Here is a 17,640-nt window from a genome sequence, read left to right on the forward strand (position 1 = left end):
GTAATTATGTACATAATCTCCATTGTAGTTCAAAATCGACCCGTCGAGTGGCCGGATGGGGCGGGTGCCAACACGATTGATCGGCCTGCCAGATCAGCTACATTTCGACGAACTTTCCGTTTGGCGAAAGGATCAAAAACGCTTCTGACAACCCTACTGCTTGCTGGCTCCTGGTGGATGCCTGGTGCCGTTGCCCAGCCTGCCGGTTTGCTGCGTCAGCAGTTTCAGAACCCGCCCGCTTCGGCAAAAGTGTATGTGTGGTGGCATTGGATGGGCTCCAACTTTTCAAAGACAGGCATTACCAAAGATCTTGAAGCCATGAAAGCGGCCGGGATTGGTGGGGCAACCATCTTTAACCTCACCTCGGCCGTGCAGGAAACACAGTCGCCCACCCAGAATAACCCCTGGCCCGGTCAAACTTACCGTAGCCCTGCCTACTGGGACGCCCTCAAACACGCGGCTGCCGAAGCCCAGCGGCTGGGTCTTGAACTAGGTCTGCATAATACCGTCGGGTATTCGACAACGGGTGGTCCCTGGATTACGGAAGAACGGGCCATGCAGCAACTCGTCTGGACACGCACCTCACTGAGCGGGGGGCAACCACAGAATATCCTGCTACCCGAACCGGCCAAGCCTATTTTTAAAGGCTGGGGCAGCATCAACGCCCCCCTGCTGCAAGCCACCCGATTCACCGACATCGTGGTGCTGGCCGTGCCAATCGGACGTACGCCGGCGGTTCGTGAAGTTGTTAATCTCACTGCCCGTATGTCGAAGACAGGGCAGCTGCAGTGGCAGGCCCCGCCGGGCGAATGGGCGGTTTACCGGATTGGGTATTCCCCCACGATGGCAGTGCCTCATCCCTTGCCCGACGAATTGATCGGTAAGGTGCTTGAAGTGAATAAGCTCGATGCCGACCAGTCGCGCTTTCACTGGCAGTCAGTACTTGAGCCGCTGAAAACACATTTGGGACCTTACCTCGGCAAATCGTTCGGCCACGTGCTGATCGACAGTTATGAGGCCGGGGATCAGAACTGGACGCCCACCTTTCAGCGCGAGTTTGTCAAACGCAAAGGGTACGACCCGCTCCCCTGGCTTCTTTGCCTGACGCCCGACCCCAACGCCCCCGCCGATCGGTGGAAACCACTGCTGCTTGAAAACGATACGATGACCCGGCGCTTTCTATGGGACTACCGCGACGTCATCAGTCAGTTGTATTTCGATAATGGATGGGCCGTTGGGCAGAAACTGGTGCAGCAGGCGGGCCTCAAGCTTTACATGGAGCCTTACTCCGGCCCGTTCGACACCGCCGAGGGTGCTACCCTGGCCGATATGCCGATGGATGAATTCTGGACCCATCGACCCCTGGAACCAGAAAGTCCGGTACCGGCAGCAGGCAGGGCGGCCGGTAAGACCCTCGTTGGGGCCGAAGCCTTTACCGGACGTCCCGAGGTGAGTCAGTGGACCGAAGACCCGGCCTTCCTCAAGCCGGGTGCCGACCTGGCGTTTGTGGGCGGCATAAACCGGCTCGTGCTGCATCACTGGGTTCATCAGCCCTTCGATGACCGCTATCAACCGGGTATGGGTATGGGTTGGTGGGGTACCCACTTCAGCCGCCATCAGACCTGGGCTAAACCCGGTAAAGCGTTCTTCACGTACCTCAATCGCTGTCAGACGCTCCTCCAGACGGGGCAGCAGGTGGTTGATTATCTGTGCGTCGGAAAACTCGTCGGGAACGCCGATCTGGTGTCGGATCGTGATTTTCTGAAAAGTGAAATCCGGGTCGTTAATCGAATGATTGTCCTGCCCTCGGGCCGGACGTACCCGTTTATGGTCTTCCCGAACCAACCCGACATGCCGCTGGCCGTAGCCCGCAAAATTAAAACGCTGGTAGCCGCCGGAGCCAGGGTGGTAGCCGCCAAACCGACAACGACGCCCGGTCTGGTGGGCTACCCGGCCGTAGAAGACAGCCTGCAGAAACTGGTCCGTGAGGTTTGGGGGCCGGATACAACGGCTCATACGTATGGCCTCGGCCGGATTCTGCCTACGGTGGCAGACGCGTTGCGTGATGCACAGATTACGCCGGACGTTATCGTTGAGCACGCTCAGGACAGTAAAAACATCATCAGTGTTCACCGACGCACACAAGGAGAAGACCTGTATTTTGTGGCCAATCAGACCCAAAAAAGCCAGTCGATACCCGTGTCGTTTCGGGTCAACGGAAAACAGCCCGAATTGTGGCAGGCTGAGGACGGTAGTGTTCAACAGGCCCCGGTCTGGCAGGAGAAAAACGGTCGTACAACGGTATGGTTATCGCTGAAACCCATGCAGTCCATTTTCGTCGTTTTCCGGAAGGCTGCCCCTGTCGCCGATCATCCCATTGTGGTTCGGGTTGCCGATTCGACCGCCCATTGGACTATGGCCATCACTCAGGACAATAAATCCATTCTGCAAACCACCAGTTATCTGTCGGCTGAGGTACTATATGCGTCCGGCAAAACGGCGAAAACGACGTTGAAGGCTCCGCGGCCCACCACCCTGAATGGTGACTGGACGGTTTCGTTCGTGCCCAAACTCGACCAGCCCTTTACGCTGACGTTGCCGAATCTGATCGATTTCAGCCAGCACAGTAATCCGGCTGTCCGGTATTTTGCGGGCTCGGCCACCTACCAGAAAAATCTGACCATCCGCCCCGCCGATCGAAAGGCCAATCAACGGATAATCCTTGATCTGGGAGCGTTGCACAACATTGCCGAGGTTCGGCTGAATGGTACTGAACTGGGTGTTCTGTGGTATCCACCGTATCAGATCGACCTGACGGATGCCTTAAAAATCGGCGAAAATAAGTTGGCTATTGTCGTGACCAACAACTGGGCAAATCGCCTGATTGGTGATGAACAGGAACCGATTGACTTTGAGTGGGGACAGGATCGGGAGGATAAAGGTCGGGCCATAAAAGGCTACCCCGACTGGTTCATCCAGCAGAAACCCCGGCCCTCGACCGGCCGTAAAGCATTCACCGTCTGGTATTATCATCGCAAAGACAGCCCCTTGCAACCCGCCGGGTTGGTTGGGCCGGTGCGCTTACTTTTTGGCCAACAAGCAGCATTATAACCATGCGCGTACTCTTTCTTTGGTTACTCTGTCACTCGGCTTTGGCACAGCCGCCGAAATTGGACAGAAAGGGCTGGCTCGTTTCCATGGACAGCGTTGACTTGAGTGCGCTGGTGCAGCCGGTACCCGCAGCCAATCGCTTCGTACTGCCCGATTACAACATCTGGTGCGGGTCGATGATACCGGGTAACCATGGTAAATATTACCTGTTTTATGCCCGGTGGCCCAGAGTTAACGGCCATTTAGCGTGGATAACTCATTCGGAAATCGCCCTGGCCCGCGCCGACAAGCCCGAAGGGCCGTACCAGCACGTGAAGGTTATACTGCCCGCTCGCGGAGCGTCCTTCTGGGATGGGGTCTGTACCCATAATCCCGCCGTGATTGCCCATAAAGGCAAGTTTTATCTTTATTACATGGGCACTACCGGCAAGGCCGCCGTTAAGCAACCCGCTTCAGCAAATGACCCTGGCTGGTGGGAGTACCGGAACAACCAGCGAATCGGCGTTGCCGTGGCTGACAATCCCGAAGGCGAATGGAAACGGTTCGATAAACCGGTTCTCGATGTTAGTCCGGATAGTACAGCATTCGATGCGTTGATGGTATCGAATCCGTCAGCAACCGTGGACAACGCCGGGCGGGTAATCCTGGTCTATAAGCAGGTCGAAAAAAATAATACGCTGCAAGGTGGGAAAGTCCGGTTTGGGGTTGCCTTTGCCAATGCCCTGACAGGGCCGTTTGTTAAACACCCAACCCCCATTTTTGAGGCTAAAGACCGCGGTAGTGAGTGGATGGTAGCCGAAGATCCGTACCTCTGGCATTACAAAGGGAAAAACTATGCTATTGTCCGTGATGTAGTCGGCAAGTTTACCGGTGAAAAAGATGGGCTGGCCCTGCTCCGTTCGACAAACGGCTACGACTGGCGACCAGCGCCTTATCCAAAGGTGTTGGGTAAGACTGTATATCAAGCGACAGGTGAACCGTTTGACGACAAGCTCGAACGTCCCTGCCTTTACACCGAGAAAGGTGTTCCCAAACTCCTGTTCGGAGCCATGGGTGTTCGGAATCGTGCCCATTCGATGAATGTTTTCGTCCCCTTATCAAACTCGAAATGAAATACATTATCCTCGTCGCCCTGGTTTTTAGTACCCTTTCGGGCATGGCGCAACCCGCCAAACCGCTGGCTGTTCCGCTGGTGAATCAGGCCGGTTATAACCGGGGTGAGGCCAAACGCTTCGTCTGTTACGAAGCCGCCGACGGTACGCCGTTTCAGGTTATCCGGCAATCCGATAAGGTGGTTGTCTTCACCGGAACGATCCGGGATCGGGCGGGGGACTTCTCTGCGCTCAACCCCAAAAACGGGCAGGCAGCGTATATCATTTCGATCAAAGGTCGTGAGCCCTCGGTGCCGTTTCGCATTGCCGATCACCTTATCGAAAGTGTTTCCTCAAAACTGGCCTACGATTTTTTTGTGGATGTTCGGGGCTCCGAAGATCCCGTCCATTCAAATGAAGCGAAGGTGTATGGCGGTGGCCCATCCCGCGATCAGGGTTCGTTTGGACTGGAAACAACCTTCGAAACGCTGTTTTATGCCTCCAACCCCGCCTTGTTTGACCGATGGACTACCGAGCTGGGCGATAAAAAAACGGCTGACCTCATCGACCTGATTCTCTGGCATGGCGAATTTGCCTACCATCATGTCGATTACAACGGGCCGGTGGCTACCCGCCATGGAACCCTGGGCTATGAAGGGCAACCCCGCATGAATTACGACTACTGGAATACACTCGATCAACTGGCGGCCGTCTGCGCGGGGTACCACACCTTCCTGAAGCCTTATCTGTCCCGTGAAACGTACCTGAAATACCGCGACGAATGCCGCAAACGCTGGCAGACCTACGACCGCCACAAAGTAGTGCGGCACTGGACTTACAGCAACAAATGGGTCGACGAAGGGTTTCAGGAGTTTAACGAAATGGGCAATGCCTTTGGGCAATCGGTGTTCAGCAACCTGTTCATGTATCTCTCCGAGAAGGAGGAAGCCGACGGGCAGCCCGATCAATACCTGCGCTGGGCACAGGAAAGTGCCGAAGACATTATCAAGAACTGGGATTTCAACAATCCCCGGCATATGTGGTGGATTCGTAATGCCGAGCACATCACCCCGCAGGCACTGGCGTTTTTCCTGTTGGTTGCACCCAACAAAGCACCCAAGGGCACCCGTGAAAAACTCATGGCCTGGCGCGATCACATGAAGCAGAAAACGGCTAATTTCTGGCACTACCGGGTACACAGCGATACCGAATGGGCACACCCCCGTACTAAAGAGCTGGGCGGGGCACCTGCCCTGGGAGGGTCTATGTTTGCCGTGGCACATCTGCTGGGCGACCGGGAGCTACGTGACATTGGCTGGTCGCAGGTCAACTTTGTGTTTGGCCTGAACCCCATTGGTGCTCATCTGAGCAACAAAAGCGCGGATCGGCTGGCGATCAACGGCTATTGGGACGGGGTCGAACATGGCTGGCCCCGCAGTCACCCCAACGGCTACGGGATGCTCGGCAAAGTGCGCGGCACCCTCGACGGCACCCCCCTCGACGCGCAGTTTCCCCGGCCGGGTACATCTGCCATACTTGACAAATCGACGGAAGGGCAGGGGGATCATATTGGCCAGAACGCCTACGCCACCGAAGGCTGGGCCATCTCGAACCGGGGCTGGCTGGCCACGATTACCTTCGCTCCGCTGGGTACCCAGAAAGTCCGGATACTTGACACCAGTGGCAAAAAAGCGGTGGCATCCGGGAAGGCAGGCCAGGCGGTGCTTCTTGAACTGACAACGGCTCTGAATCTGGACCCTGCCAATGCCGAATCCGGCTGGGTACTGGTGAGCTTCGGTGACAAGGAACCTGTAAAAGTAGCCGTGCAGGAAACGGCTCCCGACTCGGGTGTTTTCACCGCGCGATATACGCTGCCGTCGACCGGGGCCAAACAGCTCCGGGTATCGTATGGCTATTGGGGGCTGGGTAGTCAGGCTATTTGTACTATTCGTTAAGTAGCCTGTTTCGGGCAGGGTTCCCGGGTGAAGTCCGTTCGTAGGCGTTTGAAAATGCGGGCTGAACACCGCAGGTACGTGTCTGGGTGCAAGTTCTTCGCCAAATGGTACAAAAGGCAGCCGAATTGGCTCGAATGAAACAGTTCTTTGTGTACTTTTGACGTAAAGAACCTGTATTCCTATGCCTTTATTTCGTTTAGTAGTCTGTATCAGCCTTCTGGTTTTACCTTTATTTGCCGCTCATGCCAAGGTTGATACGCTCGATGTGCCCAGTGCGGCCATGAGCCGAACCCTCCACGCGGCTGTTGTATTGCCCGAGCGGTACAAGAAAATAAAGCAACCGTTACCCGTGTTGTATCTGCTGCATGGTGGCTCGGGCAGCTTCCGGGACTGGCTTACCAAAACACCTGACAAAACGCTGCTACAGCGGCTGGCCAATCAATACAGCCTGATCATCGTTACGCCCGATGGCGATCCAACCAGCTATTACTTCGATAGTCCACTGGTCAAAACCAGCCAGTTTGAGACCTTTATCTCGAAAGAACTGATCGATAAAATTGACAACACTTACCGAACTGTCCGCGATAAAAAAGGTCGGATCATTGCGGGGTTGTCGATGGGTGGGCATGGGGCCATGTTCATATCGAGCCGTCATCCTGAGCTATACGCAGCGGCCGGGAGCATGAGCGGTGTCATGAATATCAATACCGCAACCTGGAAAGTCCCCGCCGACTTCGCCAAGTCCAGATCGGAGAATTTTATCAAGTTGCTTGGACCGCCGAAAGAGGGAGATGCGCCTTATCCGGGTTATACGATGGTTACGCTGGCCGATCAACTCAAGGCAAACAATCTACCGCTTATCTTCTCCATCGGGGTCGATGATTTTCTGATCGAAACCAACCGCGATCTGCACCGTCGGTTATTGGAAAACAAAACCCCGCACGACTACACCGAGCGGCCGGGCGCGCATACCTGGGAGTTCTGGGAAAATGCCCTGCCTTATCAATTGCTGTTCTTTAGCAAGATTTTACAGGCAAATGGTGTGTCAGTGATGTAACGCCGATTCACTCTACAACAAAAAAGCCCGATCAGGATTTCTGATCAGGCTTTTTTATATGAAGCTGGAACTATCGGTTGGTGTATGTCGACGTATTGTCGAGGTCATCATCCAGATCGGTCGTCCGGTCAGCCCGCAGCGTAGCATCTCTATCTGTATTTGGCAGATTTTCGACCTGTACGTCTGTGCTTCGAACCGTATCCCGTACTGTTTCCGTACGTTCGTTTACTTCTTTGCCGACCGAAATTTCTTCAACGACGTTGGCCGTTTTCGATACTACCGGTACTTCAGCATGCTCAACAACTTCGATCTGACCTTCCTGGAAAGCGTTCAGGTCGGCTTCTGTTGCCGGGCGGTTCACGGGGGTCCGTTGAACAGTTACCCGCTCTTCACGAAGACGCAGGCTTTCTTCAACGGGCTTTTCAATGATGCGGCTACGCACACGAACGCCACCGCGCTCAACTTCACGTTTGCCAACCTGAAGGTTTTCTTCGATCACCTTAATCGTTTGATCACCGTCCGTTGTTCCTACACGATCCGTTGTGTTATAATCGGTATCCGTATTATAACCGGCGTTTGTCCGGTTGTAATCGGTATTGTCCGTTAAGTTGGTTGTGCCAGTAGTACCCGCGTAATCGGTTGTGCCGGTCGTACCTGCATAATTAGTATCGGCACCCGCGTACCCTGTAGTGCCGTACTGCGACGTACCGTACTCATTAGCGCGTTCATCGACATCAACGGCACCATATTCGTCAAGAAGATCGGCAGCGCGCTCGGCTTCATCTTCCGATTGAGCATGTACCGTCACGATCGTACCACGATTGGCAACGTCTGAGTATTTACGCGTGTCGTCGGAATCAGAGCCAAACAGGTTGCTAAAGAAGTCACCAATGCTGCTACCTACGTCTTTGGTATCGTCAACAACTTCTTCCGTGCGTGTACCCGACGTATTGACATGGCGATCTGGAATCAGATCATCAGAACCAGTCGAATAATCACTCCGGTTAGTCATGGAGTCGCTGCGGCTAGCCGACATATCAATGCTATCGCGTGAGAAACCGTTGCTGATAAGTTGATCTACGGCATTTTGTGCATCTGATGCACTGTCAAATACGCCAATTACTGTTTGCTGTGCCATTTCTTTACGATTTTGTTGAGTTTAATTAGTATAAGTATTACTGGTAATGCGCTCACTCAGGAGAGGTAGAGGACATGGGCACTCGTTCAATAACGACTTCCTCTTTTCGGAGTACAACCTCCTGCGACTCGTTCTCCTGTACCTTACGTTTGATCACGTGTACTTCTTCCACCAACAGAAGCTTTTTCTGGGTAATAACAACCTCCTCCAATACAGGAATGATCATTGTATCCCCTTCATACCGAACACTGGGTGGCGTTTCGACAAACTGGTTGATGGCTACCCGCTCAACGGTAATTTCTTCCCGGCTGCCTGGTAAATCGATCACCTCGCGATCCTCATGAACTCGTTTACTGATACGAACCACACCCGTTTCGACTATATTTTTGTCGATCTGAATCTGCTCTTCAATGACCGGAATTTTATGGACCTGATTGGTCCATGCCTCGTCGGATTGACGCGTGTTCGGGGTTGGTAACAAGGTTGAATCAGTCTCGTTGTTCATGGAGTGATTAAGGCCTGAATGGCATTATTTGTTTAAAATATTTATTCTATATTTTTGGTAGTCTATGTGGCCAAATTTAGATGTTAATTGTATATATCTTCATAACTACCTGTAAGACAACAGGCAATTTTTCAGGCTCGCCTATTGCGTATATACATGAATAAGAATATATTTTTATGGAATAATAATATTGGCTTAACAAACGGAATGCTTGCTTACGGGAATTAAAAGCCGGCAATCAGTGCCGCCATTTTCTCCCGCGTGGCCTTGTCGGGTAGAGCGCCGATTCCTGCTTTGGCATTATCGGTCATGTGTTCCGGTTTGCTGGTGCCGGGGATAACACAGGTTACGGCTGGATGAGCCACCAGAAATTTAAGAAAAAATTGTCCCCAGCTTTCGATCCCCAGCTCACTGGCCCAACCGGGAAGGGTCTTACCACGCACTTTGGCAAACAGGCCTCCTTCGCCCAGCGGCCGGTTAATGAGCGTGGCAACACCGTGGTTGGCCGCAGCGGGGAGTAATCGCTTTTCGGCGTTTCGGGAAACAATGGAATAGTTAAACTGAACAAAATCGATTGGAGTTGACGAGATAATTTTCTTCAATTCATCATGCATAGAGTCGGTATAATGTGTGATGCCGATGTACCGGATTCTACCGGAGGCTTTCCAGTCTCTCAGCGTTTTCAGGTGGGTTTTCCAGTCGACCAGATTATGAATCTGCATCAAATCCATTGTTTTACGATGCATCAGGTCGAAGGATTCGTTCATTTGTTTAATGCCAGCATCATGGCCCTGTGTCCAGACTTTGGTAGCGTAGAAGAATTGATCCTGCAGTTGAGTACCGTTCGTTAGCTTGCCCACAACGGCTTCTGAACGACCATACATGGGCGAACTGTCAATCAGCGTGCCACCGTATTGATGCAGCGTTTGTAAGACCTGTTGCAAGGGTTCCATGGCCGATTGGTTCGATACGTCGAAGGTTTGCCAGGTACCCAGCCCAATAACGGGCAGTTTTTCTTTTGAGGAAGGAATAATACGTTCTAACATGGGATGTTGGGTTTATTAAGCAAGAGCGTTGATCCGGTTGGTTCTAATGAAGCTGATCGTCTGAAAAACAAAAATCACCACCCCATTCGCAGATGATGATTTTTCGCTATTTAAGCTTTTGTTACAAGGCTGAATTTGTCATTCCGACGCAGAGGGAAGGACAAATTCAACCTTGTCGATTCACGCGAAGCCGCCATTATTCATTCGACCCTTTCAGCGACTGCATATCGATCACGTACCGGAACCGTACTTCTTCGTCCATCATTTTGTCGAAGGCATCATTAATGTCCTGGATGGCGATCATCTCCACATCGGGCAGGATGCCGTGTTCAGCACAAAAATCGAGGACTTCCTGCGTTTCGGCAATGCTCCCGATCAGTGACCCCGACACCGATCGGCGATGAAAGGCTACCTCCTGATTGTTCAACGTACCCTCGTACGGACCCAGCAACCCAACCGTTACCAGACTGCCATTCCGCTTGAGCAGCTTGACGTAGGGATTGATCTTGAACTTGTCCGGAATCGTGATCAGGACAAAGTCCAGGGTCAGTTCGTTGGCTGACATGGCATCTTTATCTTCCGAAATAATTACCTTATCGGCGCCCAGTTTCTCGGCAGAGCCCCGCTTTTCTTCTTTGGTCGTCAACACCGTTACTTCGGCACCCATGGCTTTGGCCAGCTTGACGGCCATATGCCCAAGGCCACCCAGGCCCACAACGCCGACTTTATCGCCCGCTTTTACGCCCCAGTGCTTCAACGGGGAGTAGGTCGTAACGCCCGCGCAGAGAATGGGGGCGGCTGCCTTGATATCGAGCGCATCGGGTATTTTCAGAACAAACGATTCCTTAACCACATGGTTGGTCGAATAACCACCAAAGGTGTTGAAGCCGCTCCCGTCGGGTTTCATATAGCCGTTGTAGGTGGCGGTCCAGCTTACAGGTCCTTCGCAGTACTGTTCTTCGTGCTCTTCACACGAATGGCAATGACCGCAGGAGTCGATCATGCAGCCAACGCCAACCACATCGCCAACGTTGAATTTAGTAACGGCATCGCCTTTTTGCACCACCCGCCCTACGATCTCGTGACCCGGTACGCAGGGGTAGATGGTGTTGCTCCAGTCATTTTTTACCTGGTGAAGGTCGGAGTGGCAGACTCCGCAATATAAAATGTCGATCAGTACTTCGTCGGCTTTGGGTGGCTGACGTTCGAACTCCATGGGCTCCAGGCTTTTGCCGCCCAGAAGTGAGCCAGAGGCTCCATAGCCCTTTGTTTTGATGGCTTCCTTTGGTTTAACTGCTTCCATAACGTTGTTGGATTTTGTGTTTAGCACAGGTTATGTCAGTCACTGTGCTTACCCAATGGCAACTCGCATTCCAACACTGAGGTTTTCGCAAAGGGCTTTTTTTGTCCGGGCGAGCAAAGCATGGACAATGGTGCAGACTAGCGGTACTAATATGTTGACACCAGTAAATAAGTATCAGGGTTTGGGGATTGCTGTTAAAGCCGGAATGAACTGTAATGAGCCGGAAGACCCGCCTTTTGTCGTCAGATAGTAAAACCGTGCTGCTGATTTTAATGTTACACTTGGTATAGCCATTCATAAAATACCATGCAAACCCTTGATTATGTACTGCTTACATATGCTGTTGTGATCATAACTGTCTCCTTCCTGAACCTTATTCGTCTGGATTACTGGTGGATACGTATATGGGACTTCCCGCATTTGCAGCTCACTGTATTGGCGGCAGTTGGTTTGGTTAGCTGGTTTCTATTGCCGCATACGCTGTCTGGATTTTTCTATGTTATACCCGTCGGTTTGTTGGCAACACTAACCTATCAGGGGTGGCTCATTTATCCGTTTACTCCGCTCTACAAAAAACAGGTCCTGCGACTGACCGCCAAGTCCGGTACCGATAAAGTTGACGATAATACCATTCGGTTGCTGGTGTCGAATGTCCTGATGGATAATACCCGAACAGAGGATGTCCGGAATCTGGTCAGCAAGCACAAGCCCGATGTGGTATTGCTGCTGGAGGCTAACCAGCGGTGGAAGGAGGGGGTATCAGCTATCGAAAAGGATTATCCGCATCAGGTGTTGCATCCCCTGGAAAATACGTATGGCATGCTGATGTACTCGCGCTTCCCGATTCGCCACCACGAACTGCGTTTCCTGATTCAGGATGATATACCGTCGGTGTATGCACAGCTTGAACTGCCCTCTAAGCAGATTGTCAATTTTTACGGCGTTCACCCCATGCCACCCAGCCCAACGGAACATTACCGGTCCACCGAGCGCGACGCCGAGTTGTTGCTGGTCGGTAAAGAGGCCCGCAATAAGGTGGGGCCAATCATTGTGGCCGGTGATCTGAATGATGTCGCCTGGTCGCATACCACGCGGCTTTTTCAGCGGGTCAGCGGTTTGCTTGATCCCCGCATTGGCCGGGGGCTGTACAATACGTTCCATGCCTGGTATTTTTTCCTGCGCTGGCCGCTGGACCATGTCTTTGTGTCGCCCCACTTTCAGTTGCAGAAAATACTACGTTTGCCCAACTGCGGCTCCGACCATTTCCCGATGTTCATCGCCCTGACCTACGTATCTGAAAAAGAACAACCCATCGACGAAATAGAGATACCCGAACCCGAAGGTGATGATCTGGAAGAAGCTCATGAAAAAATAGTGGAAGCTAAATCAAGTCAAGACTGACCCAGGCATCTGGCCCGTTACTTTACTTCGTCCGGCGAATACTTTTGGGGTACATCGCTTGCCTTGAGCCGATCGTTGCGAACAAAAATCCGTTCATCGTTTATTGTGGCAACATGTCTATAATACGTTTGAATAAACGCCCTTATCGGTGCCACCTGTTCGTGGCCGAAAACATCTGCGTTTAGAAACCAGAAAGAATGTTTGTTGACTAAATCGACAAAAACCGCCGGGCGGTGCCTTTTTAAATCCGCCAGAAATCGGTCCTGGTGGGCTTTTTGCAGGGGTCCCGGCATCAAAACCCGGAAGGTAATATTGTCTGCGGTTGCCTGACTGAGGTTCGTTTCAACGTGATATGCCGGGTACCATCCCCATAGCGTGATATCATCGCCCGGCCGGGTGTAGGTCAATATTTTTTTAGCCGTGAGCGACACATAAACAGGTTTGAGCAAGTCTTGTAAACGGATGGAAACCGCTAGCGAAGAACGATTGGACATAGTCCATTTGTCGATTCCATAGGGTAGCCAACAAACCAGCATCCAACCCGCCAGAAGTAGCCGCATCCTGATTGGGGGTACTTGCCGGGCATCGTAGAAACGACTCAATACAGCTCCGCTCAGGAGAGCCAGCGGTACAATTAGAAACTGCTGATAATGGTGGTATTGGTAGCCCGATTTAATCGCTTCATAAAAGCCTGTTAGTACATGAAGCAGGCCAAACCAGACCAGAAAGGATGGCGTACTGCCGCGAAATGCCGAGCGAGCGGTTAACCAGAGAGCCCCCGCCATGAGCAATCCGTAAGAAAGCAAAAGATTGGGAAACTGGCCCGAATGCTTCAAAAAATCTGGATAATTGAGTGCTTTCTGCCCTATAGAACCTCCGTAGGAGTACTGTAGATTGCCAATCAGATAGAAGTTCAGGAAGTAATCAAACGATCCATTCAGCCGTGTAAATGACAGCACAAGCAACGGGCAACACAAACAACCGGTGAGTAAAACAACTAATGATCTGATCTTATCGGGACTTTTTGAGAGGATAAGCAAGGCCGTAAAAATCAGTGTGATCAACGCAGTGGGTGCACCTTGTAGTTTGGCAAAGGGAACGAGTCCTGCTACAAATCCGAGGGCTAGCAGAACCCCGAATGAGGGCTGCGGTTGACGGTGCAGTTTCGAGAATAACCAGAAATGAATGGCCAGTAAGCACAAAACGGCGTATTCGTTATACAACTCACAAAACCATCCCTGAACCAGCAGATAAAAAAAACCAGTGGGTACAAACACGGCTAAACCAATGGGTTTGGCAAACAGATTATTGACGGATAGGTAAGTGAAAACCAACGTAATAATCAGGACGAAAAAGCCTACCAAATGGGCTGAAATATAATCAAAAGGCCTGCCGAACCACGAAGGCACGATCAGTAAATAGCTGACCAGCGGACCCTGGGTGAGGCCATCCACATCTGTCCAGTATTGCCAGTACTTGGTCAGGGTCAGTGCCTGAGCCAGCATCTGAGATTCGTCAATATCCAGCTCCCTATTGTAGGCGATAAATGGAAAGCGCATGAGAAACAGCAATCCGCAAAAAACAGCGGCCCATCCCCATCGACTGCTTCGGCTGGTTGCTTCGCTGCCCTTATAAAGAAACAGTAACGAACTGATTAAAACCGATAGGCATCCGAACCCGGTAAGTATGGAAAGTGATGTATTGAAACCTACCAAATCCATCATAAGCGTAAACGTTGCTTGCTATAGTTACTGTTTTTTGAGCCCAGTCTCCGTAATAACTGTGTTTTCCTGATAGGTTTCGTAATCGGTGTTTACCGCCCACAGATCGACGGGTTGGTCGGTGGTTAGTTTTTGGGCGGCTAAGATCCCCATCAGAATACTATGATCTTGGTTGTTGTACTTGAACGCACCGTACCGGCCAATGGGGTAAAGGTTGGAAATGCCGGAGAGGTATTCCTGCACGGGAATCAGCGAATCCATGTACCCTTTTGCATAAATAGGATAACAGCGTGGAACCCGGTGTACATAGCCATCAAGCACTTCTCTATTGGCGATCAGACCGGTATGCTTCAAATCTGCCGTAGCCAATTCAATTAATGAATCATCCGAACTGTGCCATAGGTCATCATCGTCGTTACACCATAGTTCGAGGGCTAAGATGGTATCTTCTGAACTGCCGTAAATAGTAGGCAGCCAATTGCGGAAATTGGTGATTCGACCCACCTTCAGTTCCGGAGAGTGTATGTACAGCCATTGATCGGTGAAAAGACGATCGCCTTTTATCAAAAGGTATACCAGAATTGTGTGTCTAAACGTCAGTTTGTTCGCTGCCTCTTTTACCGTCTCAGGTACTCCCTCAAGGGTATTGACCAGATTCGTAATGGGCATGGTGCTGATTACGGCATCATAGTGTTTGATGGTGCCATCGGCTAATTCAAGGCCCACAACCTGCTGTTGGTCCGTAAGTACCCGGTTAACTTTTGTATTGAGAAAAACCTGTCCATTATGCTCCCGGCAGTATTGGGCCATTCGATCGTAGATCATACCCGTTCCCAGAGTGGGATAAGCGAATTGTTCGACCAGCGTTTGGTGCGTTCGTTTAGCACCGATAAGGCTGTTACGAACAGCTTCATACAGAGAAAGTTTCTTTATTCGCTGGGCTGCGAAGTCTGCATCCAGTTCAGTACATTTAATTCCCCATAACTTCTCTGAGTAGTGCTTGAAAAACATCCTGTAGAGCCTCTTCCCGAAACGGTTAGTTACCCAGCTCTCAAAATCACCGTTTGAGGAAACCGGAAAAACCTGTTGATAGACGTAGCTGATCAAACAACTCGCCGTCTCCAGCAAGCCCAGATTTCTAAATGTGTTAAAGGGTTTGAGAGGATAAGCAAAAAAACGATTCCGATAAAATATGCGCGTTTGGCGGTTTACCATCTGATAATCGTTTCCTGCCACTTCCAGCCATAATTCGTTGATTTGCCGGTTGGTACTAAAAAAACGGTGAGGGCCAAGATCGACTAAACAGCCCCATAATTGGATGGTTCTACTCATGCCGCCGACATCACTTTGGGCTTCGTAAATATCGACGTGGTGATTTTTTTTAACCAATTCATATGCTGCGGTCATGCCGGCAGGACCTGCCCCTATTATTGCAATTCGTTTTGGTACGGATGTGTTAGTCATTTAAAAAATTAGATGTAATTTTTTATTGGACGTTGATTTTGCTTTGAAGAAACACTATAAAGCAAAGTAAATCCGGTCCAGTCCACCAGCCGGTGCGAATAGTAAATGTATACTTTAGTATAAATTGTGACTCAATATATAACTAAAAGTGAATTTTACCAAGATTTGAGACTCGTTGAAGCCGATCTGAGACGATGGGGAAGTCGAAAGGCGAGCGATGGAGAATGTTTCTGCTGCTAACCAGCTGTTCGGAAACATGTAATAGGCACAACCCATGATCCTTCAGCTTACCCTCTTTTTAGAATATGTAAACATTGAATCTGAACGGTCACACGTATACGTATAAAGCCAACTGTAAACAGTTGGCTTTATACGTTAGTAACGTTATTCTGTCTAAGGGAAGACTAGTTCAGGAAAAGCCGAGCGGCTGGTCGTTAGGCGCAGTGAGCTGAGCGGCCAGATCCGTTAGCCGGTTCTGCATCATGTTTTTCAACGCCTGCCAGCCCGTATTCCACCGGCGAACCACGTTGACCTCGCGAACGATGGCAGGCTCTTTCGGCTGATTGGGCTGTTCGTAATACTCGGGCATCCGGGCCGTCATCTGGCTGACAACCGCTTCGATAGATCCGCTTAAAATTACATCGGAATCTGCTTTCGCCAACTGAATCAGCGCCCGACACATCGACGCGGTATAAAAGGCGCAGTCGATGTCCTGATGCCGAACGGGCACACCGTCGTGCAGACGCTGGAGTTTTACGCCCCCATCTTCCAGGCGGTCCGAAGCCGGAGCCTGATCGGCGGGTTGCGGAAAAACAGCGTCTATTTTATGCTTGAACTTATCCCACCAGGGTGGGCGTGGGCCGGGTTTCAGGGTGTCGCAAAAGATGATACGCTGGGGTAGGGTTGGCTCCTCCGGATTCATCACCAGTAGGGCAGCTCCCAAATGCCGGTCATCAGCGGCATGACGGCGCTGGATCACAAAGCAGTGGGGTTGGGTATCGCCTTCTTCGCTTAACTGCTCTGTAATGGCTTTGACACGCCGTAGCGAATCGTCCATATAGCCTTCGGTAATGACATGAACGGGCAACTCCGACGGTACTACGGCTTCCCAGCGTAGCTGGTGGGCCAGAATCGTCAGGGCTGTGCTGTCCGTACGGCGGGTACCAAAATAGACCCCAATATCTTCGCGGGGAGGTTCGCCATTGGCCTCGCCCGGCTGAATGGTATCGCCATGTGTGCCCTGACGGCTGAGCGGACTATAGCGGAAGGGTACCTCCAGGTGTTCGCGCTGAGCCGCTATGTTATATATACGTTTCTCGAACCGGGCCAGCAGCGGCTCGTAGGCGTCATTCTGAAAATAAACTTCGTCGATGGGCCGAAGCAGATGGCGGGCAATCTGTTCCTGTTCAAGGAGCCGTTCGAAGGCATCGTCCCGGTGTTTGAAGAACGTTCGTAGCGCGCCCTGCTCCACAAATTCTTCTATATCAGTGCCGTCTCCTTCCAGATTTTTAGTTGAAACGGTTCCTTGCTCAATCCAATCGCGCAGGAACTGCTTGACGGCCAGATCAAAGGCATTGTTGGCCGCTTCGGCCTGTTCTATTGTATAGTCTGTTTGATGGATGTTTGGTTTGTGGATGGGGCTTTTCTGATCGAAGAATGTCCCAGCAGTTATGGTCATCGATGAGTAAAAATTAGAACGGTGGTTAAAATGGCCAAATGGTGTCCAGCCACAAGATCCGCTACGATCCGGGAGCTACATTCACGATTCCAGGGTGGTTACCAAAGGAGGGATATACTACCTGGATAACGTCATTATGATTCATAGAAGTTTCCAAAGAGTAACCTATT

General features: G+C 51.3%; 12 protein-coding genes. 5 read left to right on the top strand and 7 right to left on the bottom strand.

Features of this window, described 5'->3' with window-relative positions; all coding sequences use genetic code 11:
* Window positions 1–6 precede the first annotated feature (6 nt).
* From ACYVK4_RS28120 to ACYVK4_RS28135, 4 genes are all read left to right on the top strand, one after another.
* Entirely contained in the window at window positions 7–3,111 is a 3,105-nt protein-coding gene (locus ACYVK4_RS28120) for a glycosyl hydrolase (protein WP_461130907.1), read from the top strand.
* A 2-nt stretch (window positions 3,112–3,113) separates the two neighbouring features.
* Window positions 3,114–4,223: a glycoside hydrolase family protein gene (locus tag ACYVK4_RS28125; RefSeq protein WP_461130908.1), complete on the top strand. Its 1,110-nt coding sequence runs from the start codon at window positions 3,114–3,116 to the stop codon at window positions 4,221–4,223.
* Window positions 4,220–6,157: a cellulase N-terminal Ig-like domain-containing protein gene (locus ACYVK4_RS28130; RefSeq protein WP_461130909.1), complete on the top strand. Its 1,938-nt coding sequence runs from the start codon at window positions 4,220–4,222 to the stop codon at window positions 6,155–6,157. The genes ACYVK4_RS28125 and ACYVK4_RS28130 overlap by 4 nt, the downstream gene beginning before the upstream one ends.
* Window positions 6,158–6,338: 181 nt before the next feature.
* The gene (locus ACYVK4_RS28135; RefSeq protein WP_461130910.1) at window positions 6,339–7,214 is read left to right on the top strand and encodes an alpha/beta hydrolase; all 876 of its coding nucleotides are present in this window, start codon (window positions 6,339–6,341) and stop codon (window positions 7,212–7,214) included.
* 70 nt (window positions 7,215–7,284) lie between these two features.
* Here the strand turns inward: ACYVK4_RS28135 and ACYVK4_RS28140 are convergent, their stop codons facing one another.
* The 4 genes from ACYVK4_RS28140 to ACYVK4_RS28155 form a co-directional block, all read right to left on the bottom strand.
* On the bottom strand, window positions 7,285–8,352 hold the full coding sequence (locus ACYVK4_RS28140) for a DUF2382 domain-containing protein (RefSeq protein WP_461130911.1): 1,068 nt from the start codon (window positions 8,350–8,352) through the stop codon (window positions 7,285–7,287).
* A gap of 52 nt (window positions 8,353–8,404) precedes the next feature.
* Window positions 8,405–8,857, bottom strand: a complete 453-nt coding sequence (locus ACYVK4_RS28145; RefSeq protein ID WP_461130912.1) for a YsnF/AvaK domain-containing protein — start codon at window positions 8,855–8,857, stop codon at window positions 8,405–8,407.
* A 224-nt stretch (window positions 8,858–9,081) separates the two neighbouring features.
* Window positions 9,082–9,903 (bottom strand): aldo/keto reductase, encoded by an 822-nt coding sequence (locus ACYVK4_RS28150; protein WP_461130913.1) that lies wholly within the window; start codon window positions 9,901–9,903, stop codon window positions 9,082–9,084.
* Between the two features lie 196 nt (window positions 9,904–10,099).
* Entirely contained in the window at window positions 10,100–11,206 is a 1,107-nt protein-coding gene (locus tag ACYVK4_RS28155) for an NAD(P)-dependent alcohol dehydrogenase (RefSeq protein ID WP_461130914.1), read from the bottom strand.
* Window positions 11,207–11,512: 306 nt separating this feature from the next.
* Between ACYVK4_RS28155 and ACYVK4_RS28160 the strand changes: the two genes are divergently transcribed.
* Window positions 11,513–12,607, top strand: a complete 1,095-nt coding sequence (locus tag ACYVK4_RS28160; protein WP_461130915.1) for an endonuclease/exonuclease/phosphatase family protein — start codon at window positions 11,513–11,515, stop codon at window positions 12,605–12,607.
* A gap of 17 nt (window positions 12,608–12,624) precedes the next feature.
* Here ACYVK4_RS28160 and ACYVK4_RS28165 read toward each other — a convergent pair whose 3' ends face one another.
* The 3 genes from ACYVK4_RS28165 to ACYVK4_RS28175 form a co-directional block, all read right to left on the bottom strand.
* A complete protein-coding gene (locus ACYVK4_RS28165) occupies window positions 12,625–14,331 on the bottom strand; it encodes a hypothetical protein (RefSeq protein ID WP_461130916.1) in 1,707 nt (568 codons plus the stop codon).
* A gap of 24 nt (window positions 14,332–14,355) precedes the next feature.
* The gene (locus ACYVK4_RS28170) at window positions 14,356–15,792 is read right to left on the bottom strand and encodes an FAD-dependent oxidoreductase (RefSeq protein WP_461130917.1); all 1,437 of its coding nucleotides are present in this window, start codon (window positions 15,790–15,792) and stop codon (window positions 14,356–14,358) included.
* A 409-nt stretch (window positions 15,793–16,201) separates the two neighbouring features.
* A complete protein-coding gene (locus ACYVK4_RS28175; protein WP_461130918.1) occupies window positions 16,202–17,470 on the bottom strand; it encodes a hypothetical protein in 1,269 nt (422 codons plus the stop codon).
* Window positions 17,471–17,640: the final 170 nt, after the last annotated feature.

Source organism: Spirosoma aerophilum (genome assembly GCF_054782495.1).